The 19,577-nt window shown below is 31.2% G+C and carries 19 protein-coding genes and 1 other RNA gene; 10 read left to right on the top strand and 10 right to left on the bottom strand.

Going from position 1 to position 19,577, the window contains the following annotated elements:
* Positions 1-16: 16 nt before the first annotated feature.
* The 6 genes from atpA to G8C41_RS06255 all read right to left on the bottom strand — a co-directional run bounded on the left by atpA (position 17) and on the right by G8C41_RS06255 (position 4,409).
* The gene (atpA, locus tag G8C41_RS06280) at positions 17-1,594 is read right to left on the bottom strand and encodes a F0F1 ATP synthase subunit alpha (protein ID WP_105296976.1); all 1,578 of its coding nucleotides are present in this window, start codon (positions 1,592-1,594) and stop codon (positions 17-19) included.
* 35 nt (positions 1,595-1,629) lie between these two features.
* Entirely contained in the window at positions 1,630-2,172 is a 543-nt protein-coding gene (gene atpH / locus G8C41_RS06275) for an ATP synthase F1 subunit delta (protein ID WP_166006747.1), read from the bottom strand.
* A gap of 1 nt (position 2,173) precedes the next feature.
* Positions 2,174-2,668, bottom strand: a complete 495-nt coding sequence (locus G8C41_RS06270; RefSeq protein ID WP_105296978.1) for a F0F1 ATP synthase subunit B — start codon at positions 2,666-2,668, stop codon at positions 2,174-2,176.
* A 114-nt stretch (positions 2,669-2,782) separates the two neighbouring features.
* Positions 2,783-2,980, bottom strand: a complete 198-nt coding sequence (gene atpE / locus G8C41_RS06265) for an ATP synthase F0 subunit C (protein ID WP_055425716.1) — start codon at positions 2,978-2,980, stop codon at positions 2,783-2,785.
* A gap of 19 nt (positions 2,981-2,999) precedes the next feature.
* Positions 3,000-4,106 carry a F0F1 ATP synthase subunit A gene (gene atpB / locus G8C41_RS06260; RefSeq protein ID WP_255466920.1) on the bottom strand — a complete coding sequence of 369 codons (1,107 nt, stop codon included), beginning with the start codon at positions 4,104-4,106 and terminating at the stop codon, positions 3,000-3,002.
* 108 nt (positions 4,107-4,214) lie between these two features.
* Complete coding sequence (locus tag G8C41_RS06255; protein ID WP_105296980.1) at positions 4,215-4,409, bottom strand: AtpZ/AtpI family protein; 195 nt, start codon at positions 4,407-4,409, stop codon at positions 4,215-4,217.
* Positions 4,410-4,603: 194 nt separating this feature from the next.
* Here G8C41_RS06255 and G8C41_RS06250 point away from each other — a divergent pair, with 194 nt between their 5' ends.
* From G8C41_RS06250 to accC, 4 genes are all read left to right on the top strand, one after another.
* Positions 4,604-5,083: a YceD family protein gene (locus tag G8C41_RS06250; RefSeq protein WP_160543073.1), complete on the top strand. Its 480-nt coding sequence runs from the start codon at positions 4,604-4,606 to the stop codon at positions 5,081-5,083.
* A 33-nt stretch (positions 5,084-5,116) separates the two neighbouring features.
* Positions 5,117-5,317: a 50S ribosomal protein L32 gene (gene rpmF / locus G8C41_RS06245; protein ID WP_055425712.1), complete on the top strand. Its 201-nt coding sequence runs from the start codon at positions 5,117-5,119 to the stop codon at positions 5,315-5,317.
* A gap of 123 nt (positions 5,318-5,440) precedes the next feature.
* Complete coding sequence (accB, locus tag G8C41_RS06240; RefSeq protein WP_105296982.1) at positions 5,441-5,914, top strand: acetyl-CoA carboxylase biotin carboxyl carrier protein; 474 nt, start codon at positions 5,441-5,443, stop codon at positions 5,912-5,914.
* A gap of 26 nt (positions 5,915-5,940) precedes the next feature.
* Positions 5,941-7,299 carry an acetyl-CoA carboxylase biotin carboxylase subunit gene (gene accC, locus G8C41_RS06235; protein WP_105296983.1) on the top strand — a complete coding sequence of 453 codons (1,359 nt, stop codon included), beginning with the start codon at positions 5,941-5,943 and terminating at the stop codon, positions 7,297-7,299.
* 103 nt (positions 7,300-7,402) lie between these two features.
* On the opposite strand, the gene G8C41_RS06230 is transcribed toward accC, so the two are convergent.
* The 3 genes from G8C41_RS06230 to G8C41_RS06220 are packed head-to-tail and all read right to left on the bottom strand — an operon-like array spanning position 7,403 to position 9,940.
* Positions 7,403-7,960 carry an IS1096 element passenger TnpR family protein gene (locus G8C41_RS06230; protein ID WP_105296984.1) on the bottom strand — a complete coding sequence of 186 codons (558 nt, stop codon included), beginning with the start codon at positions 7,958-7,960 and terminating at the stop codon, positions 7,403-7,405.
* A 5-nt stretch (positions 7,961-7,965) separates the two neighbouring features.
* Positions 7,966-9,384, bottom strand: a complete 1,419-nt coding sequence (locus tag G8C41_RS06225) for a CCA tRNA nucleotidyltransferase (RefSeq protein ID WP_166006743.1) — start codon at positions 9,382-9,384, stop codon at positions 7,966-7,968.
* Positions 9,385-9,391: 7 nt separating this feature from the next.
* Complete coding sequence (locus tag G8C41_RS06220; protein ID WP_166007692.1) at positions 9,392-9,940, bottom strand: L-threonylcarbamoyladenylate synthase; 549 nt, start codon at positions 9,938-9,940, stop codon at positions 9,392-9,394.
* A gap of 226 nt (positions 9,941-10,166) precedes the next feature.
* On the opposite strand from G8C41_RS06220, the gene secD reads away from it, so the two are divergent.
* The 3 genes from secD to G8C41_RS06205 all read left to right on the top strand — a co-directional run bounded on the left by secD (position 10,167) and on the right by G8C41_RS06205 (position 14,146).
* Positions 10,167-13,034, top strand: coding sequence for a protein translocase subunit SecD (secD, locus tag G8C41_RS06215; protein WP_166006741.1), 2,868 nt, complete (start codon positions 10,167-10,169; stop codon positions 13,032-13,034).
* A gap of 264 nt (positions 13,035-13,298) precedes the next feature.
* Positions 13,299-13,592, top strand: a complete 294-nt coding sequence (locus G8C41_RS06210; RefSeq protein ID WP_255466919.1) for a twin-arginine translocase TatA/TatE family subunit — start codon at positions 13,299-13,301, stop codon at positions 13,590-13,592.
* Complete coding sequence (locus G8C41_RS06205) at positions 13,592-14,146, top strand: phosphatase PAP2 family protein (protein ID WP_166006739.1); 555 nt, start codon at positions 13,592-13,594, stop codon at positions 14,144-14,146. The genes G8C41_RS06210 and G8C41_RS06205 overlap by 1 nt, the downstream gene beginning before the upstream one ends.
* Positions 14,147-14,184: 38 nt before the next feature.
* Here G8C41_RS06205 and G8C41_RS06200 read toward each other — a convergent pair whose 3' ends face one another.
* Complete coding sequence (locus tag G8C41_RS06200) at positions 14,185-15,417, bottom strand: nucleoside permease (protein ID WP_166006737.1); 1,233 nt, start codon at positions 15,415-15,417, stop codon at positions 14,185-14,187.
* Positions 15,418-15,931: 514 nt separating this feature from the next.
* On the opposite strand from G8C41_RS06200, the gene ffs reads away from it, so the two are divergent.
* From ffs to yidC, 3 genes are all read left to right on the top strand, one after another.
* An RNA gene (ffs, locus tag G8C41_RS06195) (signal recognition particle sRNA small type) lies at positions 15,932-16,029 on the top strand.
* A gap of 64 nt (positions 16,030-16,093) precedes the next feature.
* Positions 16,094-17,746: a CTP synthase gene (locus G8C41_RS06190; RefSeq protein WP_160543081.1), complete on the top strand. Its 1,653-nt coding sequence runs from the start codon at positions 16,094-16,096 to the stop codon at positions 17,744-17,746.
* Entirely contained in the window at positions 17,724-19,577 is a 1,854-nt protein-coding gene (yidC, locus tag G8C41_RS06185) for a membrane protein insertase YidC (protein ID WP_166006735.1), read from the top strand. The genes G8C41_RS06190 and yidC overlap by 23 nt, the downstream gene beginning before the upstream one ends.

Here is a 19,577-nt window from a genome sequence, read left to right as displayed (position 1 = left end):
GAATATTCTTTTTAATTTATGAATAATTTTTTACAACTCCGGCTATTATCGTATCTAAAGAAGAAGTAATGGAATCATCTATTTTACCTTCTTTTAAACTTTTTAATAAATCGGCATGTTGAGTTCGTAATGTTTCCGTTAAATTTCTTTTAAAATCTTGAACTTTATTAACAGGAACTTCACGTAATAAATTTTGAGTTCCTGCATATATAATAGCAATTTGTTCTTCAACAGGCATAGGTGAGTTAACGGACTGTTTTAATATTTCAACGTTTCTCTCTCCTTTTGCAATAACAGCGGCAGTAGCCGGATCTAAATCGGAACCAAATTTTGCAAATGCTTCCAATTCGCGAAATTGCGCTTGGTCAATCTTAAGTGTTCCGGATACCTTTTTCATAGGTTTAATCTGAGCAGCTCCACCTACACGTGATACAGAAATACCAACGTTGATAGCAGGTCTTACCCCGGAATTAAATAAATCCGATTCTAAAAATATTTGTCCGTCTGTAATAGATATTACATTAGTAGGAATATACGCAGAAACGTCTCCTGCTTGAGTTTCAATGATTGGCAGAGCTGTTAATGATCCCCCTCCTTTAACTTTACCTTTTAAAGATTCCGGTAAATCGTTCATCGTTGAAGCAACTTCATCATTATCAATAATTTTAGCGGCTCTTTCTAACAAACGGGAGTGCAAATAAAATACGTCACCCGGATACGCTTCACGTCCCGGAGGTCTTCTTAATAATAAGGAAACCTCACGATAAGCAACTGCTTGTTTAGATAGATCATCGTAAATAATTAATGCAGATCTACCGGTATCGCGTAAAAATTCTCCGATGGAAGCTCCGGCAAATGGAGCATAAACCTGCATAGGAGCAGGGTCAGAAGCGTTAGCGGCAACCACAACCGTATAAGCCATTGCTCCTTTATCTTCTAATGTTTTAACAATTTGCGCAACTGTAGATGCTTTTTGGGCAATAGCTACGTAAATACAATATACGGGTTTGCCTTGATCATAAAATTCTTTTTGATTTAGAATAGTGTCAATGGCTACTGTAGATTTTCCGGTCTGACGGTCACCAATAATTAATTCCCTTTGGCCTCTACCGATAGGAATCATAGAGTCTATAGCTATTATACCGGTTTGCAAAGGTTCATTTACGGGTTGTCGAAATAATACACCGGGTGCTTTTCTTTCCAAAGGCATTCTGTATAATTCTCCGGAAATCGGACCTTTACCGTCTATTGGAGCACCTAAAGTATCGACAACTCTTCCTATCATTCCTTCACCCACATCGATAGATGCAATCGTTTTAGTTCTTTTAACTATATCTCCTTCTTTTATGCCATTGGATTTACCCAAAAGAATTACACCTACATTATCTTCTTCTAAATTTTGAACCATTCCTTCCAATCCATTGGAAAACTTTACAAGCTCTCCTTGTTCTGCATTACTTAGTCCATATATACGGGCAATACCATCTCCAACCTGTAAAACAGTCCCCACTTCTTCTAAGGAAATATTTTGATCGAAATTTGATAATTGCTGTTTTAAAATTGCAGAAACTTCTGCTGGTTTTATATCTGCCATTGTGGTCTTTTTATTTATAAGTTATAGCTAAAAAATTAAAATATTTTATTACTTAATTTTTTTTGAATATTAGTTAGTTCGGATTTTACGCTGGCATCGATTTGTTGATCACCCATACGTAAAATATATCCTCCAATAAGAGATGCATCAATTTTATTTTCAATAATTGCTTTTTCTTGGTTAATTTTTGGGAATGAATTTAAAATTTTGCTTACGGTTTCTTGATCTAATGGTACAGCAGAAATAATTTCTACGCGTTGTATGCCATTAGATACATCGTATAATTCCAAGACTTGTTGTGCTATTTCCAATAAATCATTTTCTCTCTTATGTCTTACTACTAAAGTAATGAAATTACGAGAAGTAGGAGAGAAGGATTTGAAAATTTCGTTTACAATATTAATTTTTTTATGGGTTTCAATCATAGGGGATTTTAAAAAGAATTGAAAATCTTTATTTTGATTGATTATATCAATTAAAGATTTCATTTCTTTAACGATAGTTTCATTTTCATGTAAAGATAGGGCATACTCCCATAAACCCGTTGCATAGCGCTTAGCAAGTTTAACTACTGACATTTTAGTTTAATTTTGCTTGGTTTACTAATGAATCAATAAGCTTTTTTTGTTCTTCAGGAGAAGATAGTTCCTTTTGAAGAACTTTTTTTGCTATATCAACGGATAAATCTGCCACTTCACTTTTTATTTGATTGATCGCAGATATTCTTTCCGCATTAATGGTTTCTTTAGCTGATTGAATAATTTTATTGCTTTCAGCAGTAGCAGCATCTTTGGCATCGTTGATAATTTTATCTTTAATTTCACGGGCTTCTTTAAGAATGGCTTCGCGCTCCATACGAGCTTCTTTTAAAATTTGCTCATTTTGAGAGGTTAATTTAGCCATCGCCTCCCGTGCATTTTTAGCTTCATCTAAAGATTTCTGTATTGAGTTTTCTCTATTTTCTAAGGCTTTTAAAATAGGTTTCCAGGCATATTTTCCTAAAATTATTAATAAAACTATAAAGGAAATAGTCATCCAAAATATTAAACCAATTGAAGGAGTTAATAAATCCATATTTTATATCTTTTTTAACTTTTTATAATATGAGTTTAAATAAATGCTTTTTTAACTAAAAGAAAACTCGAATAACCAACCGTTATCATTTCGAGTTTTCTGTTATTTTTCTTCTTATTTAATCAAAGATACCACAATTGCAAATAAAGCAACTGCTTCAACTAATGCAGCTAAGATTAATGCAGAAGCCTGAATTTTTCCTTGAGCTTCAGGTTGTCTTGCAATAGCCTCCATCGCTTTTCCACCGATAAGACCGATTCCAATTCCTGCTCCAATAGCAGCTAAACCTGCTCCAATTACTGACATTCCCATGTTTACTATATATTAAAAATTAATGTTCTTCGTGATTATCTTCTGTTGCCATACCGAAATATAGTGCAGAAAGAGTTGTAAATATATATGCTTGTAAGGCAGTTACTAAAATTTCAATTACACTTATAAAGACTACTGCAATTATAGATACAGGAGCTACAAAATAAGATTTAAATATAAAAATTAATGAAACTAAACTGATAATAATAATGTGTCCGGCGGTTATATTAGCAAATAATCGAACCATTAATGAAAAGGGTTTGGTAAAAATACCGATAACTTCAATGGGTGCTAAGAATAATTTCATCGGTACAGGTACGCCGGGAGTCCAAAATATATGTTTCCAGTAATTTTTATTTCCACTAATATTAGTAATTATAAAAGTGATAACAGCCAATGTAAAAGTAACAGCTATATTTCCTGTCAGGTTAGCTCCAAATGGAAAAAATGGAATTAATCCCATAACATTGTTTAACCATATAAAGAAAAATACAGTTAACAAATAAGGCATATATTTTTTATATTTTTTTTCTCCGATATTTGGTATAGCTATTTCATCTCTTACAAATACAATCAAAGGTTCAACAACGGCAGCTAAACCTTTAGGAACTCCTGTATAAGATTTCGATTTATAATATCTGGCTGCTGAAATAAATACAACTAATAAAATCCCAAGGGAAAGCCACATAGAAAATATATTTTTAGTAATTGAAAAATCCCAAGGAGCTTTATTTATAGGATGATGTTGATCGTCCAAATGAACAATTTGGGATGATTCTGTTATATATTCCCCCGATGCATTTTTTTTGGTATTAGCATAATATATTTTTTCATGAAATTTAATAAATCTCATTCCATTTTTCTCTACTACTACTTCACCATCATCATTTCCTTTAAATTCTTTAGAAGAAAACAGTACTAATCCGTTATCAGTCCAGAGGATTACAGGTAAATAGAGAGTAACATCATCGCCCCATATTTCAAATTGATGAGAATCCTTAACATGGTGCATGGCAGTTTCAGTAGGATTAAATGTTTCTGAATCATTACTTTTAGTAGTACCCTCAGCAAAAGTGAAATTAAAGGTAAAAATTAAGACTAAAAAGCTAAATGCAAATTTTATCATATTTTTCTGATTCATGTATATGCAAATATAAATATTTTTAAAACACATTCCATGTGTATGATTTTTATCATATTTTAATGTTTGCTACTCAAGAAAATATGATTTATATTATTTTTGTTTTCTTGATACTTGGCGGATGATATTGATGAGTCCGATTCCTATTCCTAATAAGCTGAAAATTATTATAAATAAAGGTTTCATAGAAAGATATTTTTCATCTAGATAATAACCAATTCCCGTAAAAATTAATATGGTTACCATGAGTTGAAAACCTAACCCTGAATAAAATGCATAATCTTTCATTGATAATTATTCTCTAACAAATTTATAAATTTTCAAAAGAATAATTATAAATATATACTAATAATAAATAAATTAGATAAATTTATTTTTATATACATTATATGGCAGTTTTACTAAATATCTTATATCCAATTAAAAATAAATTAAAAATTTGTAGTTTTAATAACTAATACTTAACTTTGCAAACCATATTTATGGAAAGGTTACGCAATTATGATATTTTATTTTCATCATTAAAGCTTGGAACTCATAGCTTTAAGATGAGTATTGAGCAACCATTTTTTGAATTGTTTGATTTCATACAGGAGTTTAAAAGTCCTAAAATTGAGGTTGACATTGAAATTATAAAACATTCTTCTTTTTTAGAATTAAAGGTAAAAACAGAAGGTGTTGTAGTTTTAGAATGTGATATTTCCGGAGAAGAATATGAACAAGCCGTTAAAAATGAAATCAAAACATTAGTTAAGTTTGGAGAATCTTATGATGATAGTAATGAAGAAGTTTTAATTTTACCTTTAGGTTCTCATAGTATAAATGTGTCTCAATTAATTTATGAAAGTGTGCTTTTATCCATACCTATGAAACATGTTCATCCTAAATATTCCGAAGGATATGAGGACGAACATACCCATTTACTTGAAAAGTATGGCCTGTCTGATGAAGAAGGCGAATAAAATATAAAATAAAAAAATATTTAAGGAAGAATTATGGCACATCCTAAAAGACGTCAGTCATCTACAAGAAGAGATAAAAGAAGAACTCACTATAAAGCGTCAGTTCCTCAATTAGCTAAATGTTCAACAACCGGAGAATTGCACCTGTTCCATCGTGCATACTGGCATGAAGGAAAATTATACTACAGAGGAAAAGTAGTTATGGAAAAGGCTGTTGAAGAAGTTGAAGAGTAAATCTAAGTTAGTTAGAATCTAAAAATATAATACCATTTAATTTATTAGTTAAATGGTTTTTTTCTGTATAAAATTAATTTATTTCCTTTACATTTGGGAAAATTTAAATAAAAGCTCTAGCTCATGGACATTAAAGACATTCAAAATTTAATTAAATTTGTATCTAAATCAGATGTTGCAGAAGTAACATATAAGACAGAAGAATTTGAGATTTCCATTAAAACCAAAAGTGGTTCCGTAGTATATACACCGGAAGTTTCCCAACCAATACAAGCTGTGACAAATCATCCGGTAGCTTCTTTGCCAACTGTAACTAACCAATCAGTAGCTACCCAGAACGATGAAGATACATCTAAGTATGTAACTATAAAATCTCCAATGATTGGTACATTCTACAGAAAACCTTCCCCTGATAAAGAAGCATTTGTTAATATAGGAGACACCATTAGTGCAGGCAGTATTGTTTGTGTGATAGAAGCAATGAAATTATTCAATGAAATAGAATCAGAAGTTTCAGGAAAAATTGTTAAATTTTTAGTTGATGATGCTTCACCCGTTGAATTTGACCAACCTTTATTCTTAGTAGATCCATCTTAAATAATCAAAATTAAAAGTTAAAGTGTATGTTTAAAAAAATTTTGATTGCTAATAGAGGAGAAATCGCTATGCGAATTCTTAGAACAGCAAAAGAAATGGGTATTAAAACGGTTGCTGTTTACTCTACGGCAGATGCTAAGAGCTTACATTTACGATTTGCCGATGAAGCAGTATGTATTGGACCTTCATCAAGTAAAGACTCCTACCTAAAACAATTGAATATATTAGCAGCTGCAGAAGTTACTAACGCAGACGCTATTCATCCGGGATATGGTTTCCTTTCTGAAAATGCTAATTTTTCAAGATCTTGTCAAAAGATGGGAATTAAATTCATCGGTGGTACTCCTGAAAATATAGAAAGAATGGGAGATAAGGCCTCTGCAAAAGCAACCATGAAAGAGGCGGGAGTTCCCACTGTACCGGGTTCAGACGGTTTAATAAAATCGTATGAAGATGCTGTTAAAATTGCTAAAGAAATAGGATATCCTGTTATGCTTAAAGCAACAGCCGGAGGTGGTGGAAAAGGAATGAGAGCTATCTGGAAAGAGGAAAACCTTAAAAGTTCTTGGGAATCTGCAGTTCAAGAAGCCGAAGCTGCTTTTGGGAATGGGGGTATGTATATGGAAAAGCTTATTGAAGAGCCTAGACATATTGAAATTCAAATAGCCGGAGATAAATATGGTAAGGCTATCCATCTTTCTGAAAGAGATTGTTCAGTTCAAAGACGTCATCAAAAATTAGCAGAAGAAACGCCTTCTCCATTTGTTTCAGAAGAATTACGTAAAAAAATGGGTGAAGCAGCGGTAAAAGCAGCAGAATATATAGGATATGAAGGAGTAGGTACAATTGAATTCTTAGTTGATAAATATGGAAATTTCTATTTTATGGAAATGAATACGAGGATTCAAGTTGAACATCCGATCACTGAACAAATTACAGACTTAGACTTATTAAAACTTCAAATAGAGTTAGCAGCAGGTGCTAAAGTTCCTAAAAATAATTTTTATCCGCAAAGACACTCCATTGAATGTAGAATTAATGCAGAAGATGTTTACAGTGATTTTCGTCCATCACCCGGAAAAATAGTTACCTTGAATATTCCCGGAGGTAATGGAGTAAGAGTTGATACACATGTTTATTCAGGATATACAATACCACCTTTTTATGATTCTATGATTGCTAAATTAATAGTAACAGCTCCTACACGAAGTGAAGCTATTATTAAAATGAAGAGAGCATTAGATGAATTCTATATTGAGGGGGTTAAAACTACTATTCCTTTACACAGACAGCTTATGGATGATCCAAATTTCTTGAAGGGAGATTATACGACCAAATTTATGGAAGATTTTGTTTTGGATAGAAAATATGAATACGATTTATAAGCTATATTATTAGTAAATTAATATACGGAATTTATATGTGAAAATTTATAAATTTAAAAGAAAAAAGGAAATTAAATTTTATTTAATTTCCTTTTTTTTGTTTCTATAATTCATCCTCGTCTAGAAGTTCGTCATCATTATACGAATCATCATCATCGTCGTCATAGGAATCGTCATCATCGTCAAATTTAATATTCATGTCAACATCACCCACATCACTGAAATCGTCAATATTTGATGGTGAAGTAAACTTTTTATCAGGTGCTTTTAAAGGCATTTTACCAAAACGATACACCGTTAACGGATAAACACCTATCGCTTTTCTATCAATAATTTCTAACAATTCTACGTAAAAAGACCACATTTTCATAAAGTCATAAACAAATAACATTTTATCTCCGACTTTTGTAAAAACTTCTTTAATATATACGTCTGACATGGTCTCACCTTCGCCATCTTCATCCATATCTTCTAAAGGAATCTCTGTGCCTTGAGTCCAATTATCATCAGACTTATAAAATGAAGCTAACTCGTCACCTTGTAGACTAAAAGCACTTTTAATGCCTTCATATAAATTCCACAATGTTTGCAAATCCTTAATCTCAATGTCTCGAAAAACGTCCCCTTCTGTTTCAAGAATTACTCTAATCTTATAAATCATATAGTCTAGTTTTTACGTTTTAAATTTAATTTTTTTCCTAATTGTAACATATAGTTGTATGAGTTTTTATAGTCGTTTGTAATAGTGCCTTCTAATATACCTTCTTTAATTGCTTCCTTAATTGTTCCAATTTGTTTTCCTTCTATAATTTCGAAAGCTTCCATAATATCATGTCCGGTAATAGGCGGTTGAAAATTTCTTATTTTATCTTTTTCTTCTACTTCCTTTATTTTTTCTTCAACGTAATCAAAATTTTGCTTGAAACGTGTTTGTTTCTTTATATTTTTTGTTGTGATATCAGCTTTGCAAAGTAAAAATAAATCTTCCAAATCATCACCCATATCAAATAATAATCTTCTCAAAGCACTGTCCGATGCATCATCTGTAATAAGTGATATGGGACGCGAACTATTCTGAACTAGTTTTTGAACATATTTTAAGGGATCGCCCAGAGGTAATTTTAATCTTTTAAATAGGGAAAGAACCATCTTACTACCCACAAATTCATGAGAATGAAATGTCCAACCTATTTTTTTATCAAATTTTTTAGTTCGAGCTTTACCAATATCATGTAATAAAGCAGCCCATCTTAACCATAAATTATTTGTAATTTTACTAATATTGTCAACTACTTCAAGAGTATGAAAAAAGTTATCTTTATGTTTTTGTCCTTCAACTTCTTCAATACCCTGCAAATCGGTTAGTTCCGGTAAAAATCGTTGTAAAAGATTTGCTTCATATAATAATTTCAGACCAATACTAGGTTGAGGAGACATCATAATTTTATTAAACTCATCCGTAATTCTTTCCTTTGATAAAATATCAAATCGTTCAGCATTTTCTTTAATCGCAAGAAAAGAAGACGATTCAATGGTAAAATTTAGCTGAGTTGCAAATCGTATGGCTCTAATCATTCGTAAGGGATCGTCTGAATAGGTAATTTCAGGATCTAAAGGCGTACGAATGATTTTTCTTTTTAAATCTTCTAATCCATTAAATGGATCGACCAATTCTCCAAAACTTTCTTCATTTAAGCTTATCGCTAATGTGTTAATAGTAAAATCCCTTCTATTCTGATCGTCTTCTATAGTACCCGTTTCAACAAAAGGTTTTCGGCTATCAAAAGAATAACTTTCTTTTCTCGCACCCACAAATTCTACGTCATAATCCTTAACATGGATCATAGCGGTACCAAAACGTTTAAAAACGGATACTTTGGGTTTTGAATGTAATTTATCCGCAACGGATAAAGCTAATTCAATACCGCTACCTTCAGTTACAATATCAATATCTTTAACTTTCGGTCTTTCCAAAAGGAGATCACGAACAAAGCCTCCGATAACATAAGTTTGTTGTTTTTTGTCCGAAACAACATGGGTTATCAGTTTAAAAATAGGATTTTGTATTGCGTGGCTTAAATTCATTTAGTATTTATTCTCTAATTACTTTAATTCGTCCATCCTCAGATAGTTGAATTATGGAAGAAGATGCAAATTGCATATTTTCTTCGTGGCGCAAATTTATTATATAATCCACACCTTCCAAAATTTTGCGAGAAATTGATGAAAAATTTTCCGGTGAAGGCTCACCACTGATATTAGCAGAGGTCGACACCAAGGGTTTATTAAGTTTTGAAATTAATTTTTTACAAAAGGGATCCTGCGTTAAACGAATTCCTATAGTATTTTCGTCAGAAATCAATAGAGCAGGCAAATTTTGTGGTTTATCATATATTATGGTTAATGGCTTGTTTGCTAAATCAATCAAATCCCAAGCCAATGAAGAAACATTAACATATTCTTGAAGCCTTCTTTCAGATTCTACCAAAATAATTAAATTTTTAGATTTATCCCTATTTTTTAATTTGAAAACTTTTTCAATGGCTTCCTCATTGGTTGCATCACATCCAATCCCCCAGATAGTATCGGTGGGATATAGAATAGTTCCTCCTTTTTTTAAAATTTCAACAGCTTTTTCAATTTCTTCCTTTTCCATAATTGTTTAAAATACAAATATAAAACGGCAAGGTTTTATAAAAATAATTTTTACACTTTTTATTTATAAGTTTATTTTAAAATTTTATGCATATTATTGAATGTATTTATTTTAATGAGCAAAAAAATATATAAATAATTGCCAGTCATCAAATAGACTGTTATATTTGCAAACCAAATAAAAATACATTATTTATAATTAAAACTTACCAATGAAAGGAAAAGGACTTGTTAAATTTTTTGCAATTGTTCTTGGGTTAATATGTTTGGCTGAATTATTTCCAACATTATATGTTAACCGTATAGAATCTAAAGCAAACAGTTTATCTAACGGAACGGAGGCGAGTAAAAAAGCTGAGCTTGATAAATTAGCTAAAGATACTTTGAATCTCGGAATAGTTAAGATGAATTATTATGATGCCAAGAAGAATGAAATGAAGTTAGGATTGGATCTTAAAGGCGGATTAAATCTATTATTAGAAATTTCCGAAAAAGATCTATTGTTGGATTTGGCAGATAATTCAGAAAATCCGGTATTTAGAAAAGCTTTAGATATAGCTACTTCGGAGGAAGTGAAATCCAGGGATACCTATACAGCTAATTTTTTTAAAGCATTTCAAACAGCTAAATCAGAAATAAATCAGCCGGATTTAAAGTTATCTAGTCCTGATGTTTTTGGTACTAGAGATTTATCCAATCAAATTCAACATAACACAACAGACGAGCAAGTTGAAAAATATATCTCCGGAGTTATTGAATCCAAAGTTACTAAAGCAATAGATGTTATAAGGGCTCGTATCAAAAAACTAAATATTGATGAACCCAATATTGCACGAGTACCCGGTACCGGAAGAATATTAGTTGAATTACCGGGAGTTACTGATGCTGATCGTGTAAAAAAATTACTTCAGACTTCTGCGAGATTAGAGTTTTGGGAAGTGTATGATCAACCTACCGCCTGGTCCTATCTAATGGATGTTAATCTAAAGGTTGCTAATAACAAATTAACTCCTTTATTGAAACCTTCTAATAGATCTAATGCGTTAGCAGTTGCTAAATTATCTGATACAGCAGCAATTAATAAAGTTATATATTCAGATAAAGCTAAAAAATTATTACCGATTGGTTTACGATATATAAAATTATTATGGGCTTCTAAACCAGATTCCCAATCTAACAACGAGTTAGAATTATATGCCATTCGTGGAACTAAAAATAACAAAGCTCCTTTAGTCGGAGCAGTTACTGAAGCAGGTTTAACTTTCGACCAATTCAACAGAATACAAATAAGTATGCAAATGGGAACGGAAAGTGCCTTGGTTTGGAAAAATATGACTGAAAAAAATATTGGTAAACCTATTGCAGTTGTTCTTGATGATGTAGTTTATACTGCTCCTAATGTCAATTCAGTTATTCCAAACGGTCAATCAGTTATTAGCGGTAATTTTACAGAAAGAGAAGCTAACGATTTGGTTGATGTTTTAAAATCCGGTAATCTACCGGCAAAAGCAAAAATTATCCAATCAGAAATTGTAGGTCCAACTTTGGGTCAACAATCTATAAACAATGGATTGATATCTATAGTTGTTTCCTACTTGTTTATTTTAGGATGGATGATTTTTTACTATGGAAAAGCAGGTTTATACGCGAATATAGCTCTTATTTTAAATTTATTTTATTTAATAGGTATTATGGCTTCAACGGGTGCTGTTTTAACTCTTCCCGGAATAGCAGGTATAGTACTTTCTATGGCAATGGCTGTTGATGCTAATATCATTATTTTTGAAAGAGTTAAAGAAGAGTTGAGACGAGGAAGACCTCTAAAACAAGCATTTATTGAAGGACAAAAACATGCTTTGGCAGCAATTATTGATGGTAACTTAACTACATTAATTGTGGGTATTGTGCTTTTATTTAGCACCGGACCGATCAAAGGTTTTGCGGTTACCTTAGTTATAGGTATTTTCTGTACCCTATTTACTGCAATATTTATAACCAGTATGCTTATATATGGATCTATGGAAAAAGGTAAAAACTTTTCTTTAGCTACAAGCATAACTAAAAACTGGTTTACCAACGTTCATTTTAAATGGATGGAAAAAAGAAAATATGCTTATATTTTCTCATTGGTTATAATGGTTATTGCCTTGGTTTCCATGTTCACCAAAGGTTTTGATAAAGGGGTAGATTACACGGGAGGAAGAACTTATGTAATTAAACTGGAAAAAAATATTTATCCGGAAGAAGTAACCGAATCATTAGAAAAATTATTTACTACTGATGGAGAATCTTCGAATATTAATGCTAAAAAATATGGAGAAGGTAATCAAGTAAGAATAACTACTAAATATGGAATGGATAGTAATGATCCGAATATTGATGTGGTAATTCGTGAAAAATTATATACAGGATTAAAAAATTATCTTCCGTCTAATTACTCTAAAGAAAGTTTTGTAAAAGGAACTCCTTATGGAATTCAATCAAGTTCAGAAGTGGGTCCTACAGTAGCCAGTGGGATCGTTAGAAATGGAGTTATTGCCGTATCTATTGCATTAGCTGGTATTTTCATTTATATTTTGGTACGATTTAGAAATTGGCAAATGTCGACCGGCGCGGTTGCAGCCTTATTACATGACTCGATAGTTGTAATGGGTGCATTTTCCGTGTTGAGTTGGCTAAAAATCATACCTTTTTCCGTGGAAATAGATCAATCCTTTATTGCTGCTATTTTAACCATTATCGGTTATTCAATTAATGATACCGTAATTGTATTTGATAGGATTAGAGAAAATAAGAAAAATAATGCGCACCACTTAATGACTTTAGAGGAATTGTATAACGATGCTATTAACCATACTTTAGGAAGAACTATAAATACGGGTGTTTCTACAATCATGGTTACAGTTATTATCTTCTTCTTCGGAGGTGAAACTTTACAAGGGTTTATGTTTGCACTATTTTTAGGATTTACATTTGGTATGTATTCATCTATATACATAGCATCTTCTTTATCTTATGATTTAACTAAATATAATTATGATAAAGAACATTCAAATACGAAAGTATCCACTATAAAATAAATATTTTATGTTGTAATAAAAAAAAGGTCTTGAAGTTCAAGACCTTTTTTTATAAACAATATGTATAGGGTAAGTGAATTTTGAATTTCACAGGATTGTTAGGCTTAAAATGTTATTCCACACATAAAAATTCTCATTTATTATTTAAAATTCTCATTATAAATACGTATTAGAATTTAATTAGTATGAATACGTTAAATTCACTTAAAATCGGACAATACATATGAGAAAGTTGTAAATTTGTAAAAAATAAATGTAGATATCGTGAGTTTTGGAGAAATTATAGTTATACTTTTAGTAGTGGTCTTATTATTTGGTCCTGATAAGATTCCCGAAATAGCAAGAGGGTTAGGTCAGGGGGTACGTGCCATGAAAGATGCCACCGATAATATTAAGAGAGAAATCATGTCTCAAGTTGATGACAACGGATCAGTTAAGGAAATAGAAGATGAAATAAATGAGGCCAAAAAAAGTATGGATCAAAAGGTAAGTGAGGCTACTGATCATTTAAATGATTTTATGGATGATACGTTCGACGGTCCTGTAAAAAGAAGTTAATGGATAAAATTATAAAATGGGATGAAGAATTATTTTTATATTTAAATAATTTAGGAAGCCCAAAATTTGATGCTTTTTGGTTATTTATAACTAATGAATACTATTGGATCCCTACATATTTTTTTATTTTTTTAGTTATTTTAGAAAAATATGGATGGAAAAAAGTTCTTTTAATAGGTTTAAGTATTGCTTTAATGATTTCTTTAACCGATTCTTTATCCTCATTAGTTAAAAATTGGATTCAGCGACCAAGACCTTGTAGAAATCCGGAATTAGAAGGGGTTTTTAGGCTAGTGATTGAAAAATGTAGGGGATCCTATTGCTATTTTTCCGCACATGCTGCCAATTCTTTTAGTTTAGCTACCTATTTAACTTTTCTTTTTAAAAAAGAATATAAATATTCATCCATTTTATTATTCTCTTGGGCTATTTTGGTATCATATAGCAGAATATATGTAGGAGTACATTTTCCTCTGGATGTTTTTTCAGGAGCAATTATTGGCGTTTTAATAGGATGGTTATTTACTAAAACGCAAAAATTTATACTTAAATAAAAATATTTTTAATAGACCATTTTGAAAATATCTAATTCTTAAGAAGATTTTTTAGGGTTAAATACAAATGGAAAAATGATAAAAATTGTTAGAGAATAAGCTGCAAAAGTAAACCAAACATATGGCCAATTGGTAATGCCATTGACAGTAAAATGCTCAACCACCCATCCACTACCGTAGCTTCCTAAAATAGCACCAAGTCCGTTCGTCATAATCATAAATAGTCCTTGAGCGCTGGAACGCATACTCTTATCAGTTTCTTTATCTACAAACAAAGATCCTGAAATATTGAAAAAATCGAAAGCCATTCCATATACAATCATGGATAAAATTAAAAGATAAATTTTATTAGCCGGATTTCCTAATCCAAACAGTCCGAAACGTAGAAACCATGCAAACATACTTATCATAATCACCTTTTTGATTCCAAATTTTTGTAAAAAGAATGGTATTAGCAAAATACATAAAGTTTCAGAAATTTGTGATATAGATAATAATAAGTTAGGGTGTTTAACGCCAAAAGAATCGGGATATGTGGATTTAAAACTATCTAAAAAAGGACCTCCGAAAGCATTGGTTATTTGAAGTGAACAACCTAACAGCATGCAAAAAAAGAAAAATATAGCCATTTTCCTATTTTTCAATAAAACAAAAGCATCCAGGCCTAGTGCATGTACTAATCCTTTCTTATCAACATTTTTAGTTGGAGGTGTAGCCGGCATCGTAAAGGAATATAAGGCCATAATAATTCCGGCTCCCGCGCTAATGAAAAGTTGAACAGAACTTCTGGCAAAACCTAAGAAATCAACCGTCCACATAGCTGCAATAAAACCAATGGTTCCCCAAACTCGTATAGGAGGAAAATCGGTAACTGAATTTAAACCATTTTTTTCAAGAGCATTATAAGAAACAGAATTAGTCAATGATATGGTTGGCATATAAAAGCATGTATGCAGGAATAGCAAAAGATAAAATATATGGTATTCTTTAACTTGAGAAGCCATGAAAATAAATATGGCAGCTAGAATATGGCTTATACCTAATAATTTTTCAGCATTTATCCATCGGTCGGCAACTATACCCAATAAGCCGGGCATAAAAAGAGAAGTAAATCCCATAGTTGCAAATAAACTTCCAATTTGGATTCCGGTAAATCCTAAACCACCCTCAGTTATAGGTAATCCGGCATATCCTCCTAAGGATATTAACCAAGAACCCCAAATATAATATTGAATAAAAACAAGAATAATTAGCCGCAATTTTATGCTCATTTTGTTTAGTATTTTGATCAGTAGCTAATATAGTAATTATTTTTTTTGATTAAGATAAATAAGATTATGATATTTTGATTCATAATTGATGAACAAAAAGTATAATTATACTTCTTTTAAATAGCTTTAATTAAAAACTTTTAAATTAATATATCATTAGTGTTATCTTTTATATAAAAGGATAATTTGATGCAAAAGAAATTTAAAATAATATGTATTAAATTTAGTGAAAATTGACTTAAATTAATTATTCAATTGATGAAATTAAAATAGTAAACTTTATAAATCCTTTTCTTGAAATTTTTATATTAATAATTATCAATTAATAAATAATCTTCATCAAATTTCAAAAAGATAAAATAATATATAGCACCTAATGTTGTAAAATAGGATTATTTTTACTTGAAATCAGTATTTATTTTTAATATAATGATTCAAAAAGTGCTGTAAAAAAAATATTATTCAAAAAAGCCTTATAATTTTGTATTATTTATAAAAAGTTATACTTTTGCACCGGCAAGTCCTGCACAACCAGCTCCTGTGAATCCTCCAGGGTGGGAACGCAGCAAAGGTAAACGGTTGTAGCGGTGTGATGCAGGTAGCTTGCCTTTTTTTATTGGTACTGACTGAACTATTCTAAACTATATAAACTAAATTTTTTCTAAACTTTAAAATTATGTCTGACCAATCTTCTCCAAAGTATATATTTGTTACAGGTGGTGTTACTTCTTCACTTGGAAAGGGAATTGTCGCTGCATCTTTAGGAATGCTTTTAAAAGCCAGAGGTTACAAAGTAACTATTCAAAAACTCGATCCGTATATTAATATTGATCCGGGAACTCTAAATCCCTATGAGCATGGAGAATGCTATGTTACTGAAGATGGAGCTGAAACTGATTTAGATTTAGGGCACTATGAAAGATTCTTAAATAGTCCTACCAGCAAAGACAACAATGTTACTACCGGAAAAATTTACCAAACAGTTATTGATAAAGAAAGAAGAGGAGACTTTTTAGGAAAAACTGTACAGGTAATCCCTCATATTACTAATGAGATAAAAAGAAGAATTAAAATATTAGGTAAAAAAGGAGATTTTGACATCATTATAACCGAAATAGGAGGAACGGTAGGAGACATTGAATCCTTGCCTTATGTTGAAAGCGTACGTCAATTACGCTGGGAATTAGGATATCAAAATTCGATTGTTGTACACCTAACATTAATTCCATATTTAGCAGCCAGTGGAGAATTAAAAACTAAACCTTCTCAACATTCCGTACGTCAACTTATGGAATATGGAGTACAAACCAATTTTCTGGTATGTAGGACAGAATGCTCAATATCTAAAGAAGTACGCTCAAAATTAGCATTATTCTGTAACCTTAATATTGATAATGTAATTGAAAGTAAAGATCTTCCTACCATCTATGAAGTTCCTTTATATCTGCAAAATCAGAATTTTGATGCATTAGTGTTAAAAGAACTAGGTTTATCCACAGATAAAAAACCGGATTTAAAACAATGGAATGATTTCCTGGATAAATATAAAAATCCAAAGAGTAATGTTGAAATAGCCTTAGTAGGAAAATATGTATCTCTTCAAGATTCCTATAAATCTATTGTAGAAGCTTTAATACATGCAGGCGCTACTTTAGAAACTAAAGTAAATATTCGTTGGATATACAGCGGAGATCTTACTTATGAAAATATTTCCGATTATTTAAAAGGTGTGGATGGAGTTATAATAGCTCCCGGATTCGGAGATCGAGCAATTGAAGGAAAAATTATAGCCTGTCAATACGCAAGAGTTAATAAAATACCTGTATTAGGAATCTGTCTAGGTATGCAAATTGCGGTCATAGAATTTGCTAGAAATGTACTTGGATATAAAGATGCAGATAGTGTTGAATTTAACTTACATACCTCAGCTCCGGTTATCTGTTTAATGGAAGAACAAAAAAATGTCACCAATAAAGGAGGCACTATGAGACTGGGAGCATGGGCATGTAAACTTAAAAAAGGCTCTATAGCAGAAAAAATCTACAATGCACAAAATATAGAAGAACGACACAGACATAGATACGAGCTTAACAATGAATATATAAGTGAGTTTGAAAACAATGGTTTAGAAGCCATTGGAACTAATCCTGATACAGGATTGGTGGAAGTTATACAAGTAAAAGATCATCCATTCTTTATAGGTGTACAATACCATCCGGAATATAAAAGTACGGTAGCTTCTCCCCACCCATTATTTTTAGCATTAGTTAAAGCATCTCAAAATTATCAGATAAACAAAGTAAAGAATGCAACAGGAAAGCAAATTTGATAAAAACCAGCTGATTGGTTTTATTCTTATAGGGATTATTTTAATTGGATTTTTGGTTTATTCTAATAACCAACAAAAACAGGCAATAGATGAAGCCCAAAAATCCGAACAGCAACAAATCAAATCTGAAAATATCTCTCAGAATACCAATGATAAGTCAGCACCCATAAAGTTAGATTCACTTGCTCAGGCTAAGGTAGAATTATTACCTTTTTCAAATGATGAAATAGAAGTTAAAGTCAGCACACAAGGAGCTCAATTACGTGAAGTACGTTTAAAAAAATGGACGGCTTATGATAAGGACACAACTCTTCACAAAAAACCTTTATATCTTGTAAATAATCAAAATACCGATTTCAATATTTCATTTAAAGATAAGGCTGGTAAAATAATTAATACAAGAGATTTGGTTTTTACACCATCAACGGAAGGAAATGTAACCGTTTTAACTGCGAATTTAGATAATACGAGTTTTATTCAATTTCGTTATGCACTGAAAGGAAAATATTCTTTAGATTTTCAAGTAGTATCGAAAGGATTATCAAAAATTACCTCTCAGCAAGATGCCGAATTATATTGGAATCAAAATGCGATCGCTCTTGAAAAAGGTAAATCACAAGAAACCACCTATACGGAGTTTAGATACAGTTTAAACGATTATTCACAAACTGATTACGATACAAACGGATTTACAGAAGATAAAGACAAAATAGATTGGATTAGTGTTAAACAACAATTCTTTGCAACTATTTTAGAAGCACAGAACGGATTTTACAAATCCAAAGGTACACAAGAAGCGGAAAGAGATAACCCTGATTATCTTAAGAATTTTACGTTTACAAGTATAGTTCCTATCCAACAAGGAGAAATTAATCAAAAATATACTTGGAATTTTCTACCCTTAGATTATGATCTATTGAAATCTTACAAAGCAGATAACGGAGATAGTAAACAGTTTTCATACAACATTCCATTTGGATGGATGAAATGGCTTTGTATATTTTATTTATGGATTTATGAATTTTTATCAAAATTCGGTATTGCAGCAGGTTGGATAATTTTCTTAATGACTATCGTGGTAAAATTAGTTACCTCTCCTATTATGTATAAACAATACATTCAAGGAGCAAAAATGCGAATTTTAAAACCGGAAATTGACGAATTAAACGAAAAACACAAAAATTCAGATCCGATTAAAAAGCAACAAGCTACGATGGAATTATATAGAAAAGTAGGGGTTAATCCTTTAGCAGGATGCTTACCGGCATTAATACAAATACCTATTTTCTATTCATTATTTAGATTTTTCCCGAATAATATAGCCTTAAGAGGACAGTCTTTCCTTTGGGCAGATGATCTGACCGCTTATGACTCTATTTATGAATGGACAACACATATTCCGATTTTATCAAGTATTTACGGAAATCACATAAGTCTGTTTACGATATTATACTGTTTAGTATTATTAATTTATACTAAAATGTCAACCTCTACCATGCAGGCACCTACACAAGAAGGAATGCCGGATATGAGGTTTATGATGTATTTGATGCCGGTTATGTTTATATTTTGGTTAAATTCATATGCTTCAGGTCTCTCTTGGTATTATTTAGTATCCAATGCTATAAATATACTTTTAATCTTATTGATTAAAAACTTTATGATCAATGAAGAAAAGTTGCATGCTAAGATGCAAGAGAATAAAACAAAGCCGGGTAAGAAAAAAAGTAAATGGCAGCAAAAAATGCAATCCATGTTGGAACAAGCCCAAGAGCAACAAAAACAGATTCAAGAACAAAAAATGAATCAAAATAAAAATAAGAAAAAGTAA

Origin of the sequence: Apibacter sp. B3706 (assembly GCF_011082725.1) — a bacterium.
Lineage (GTDB): Bacteria > Bacteroidota > Bacteroidia > Flavobacteriales > Weeksellaceae > Apibacter.
This window is presented reverse-complemented; position numbering and strand designations above follow the sequence as displayed.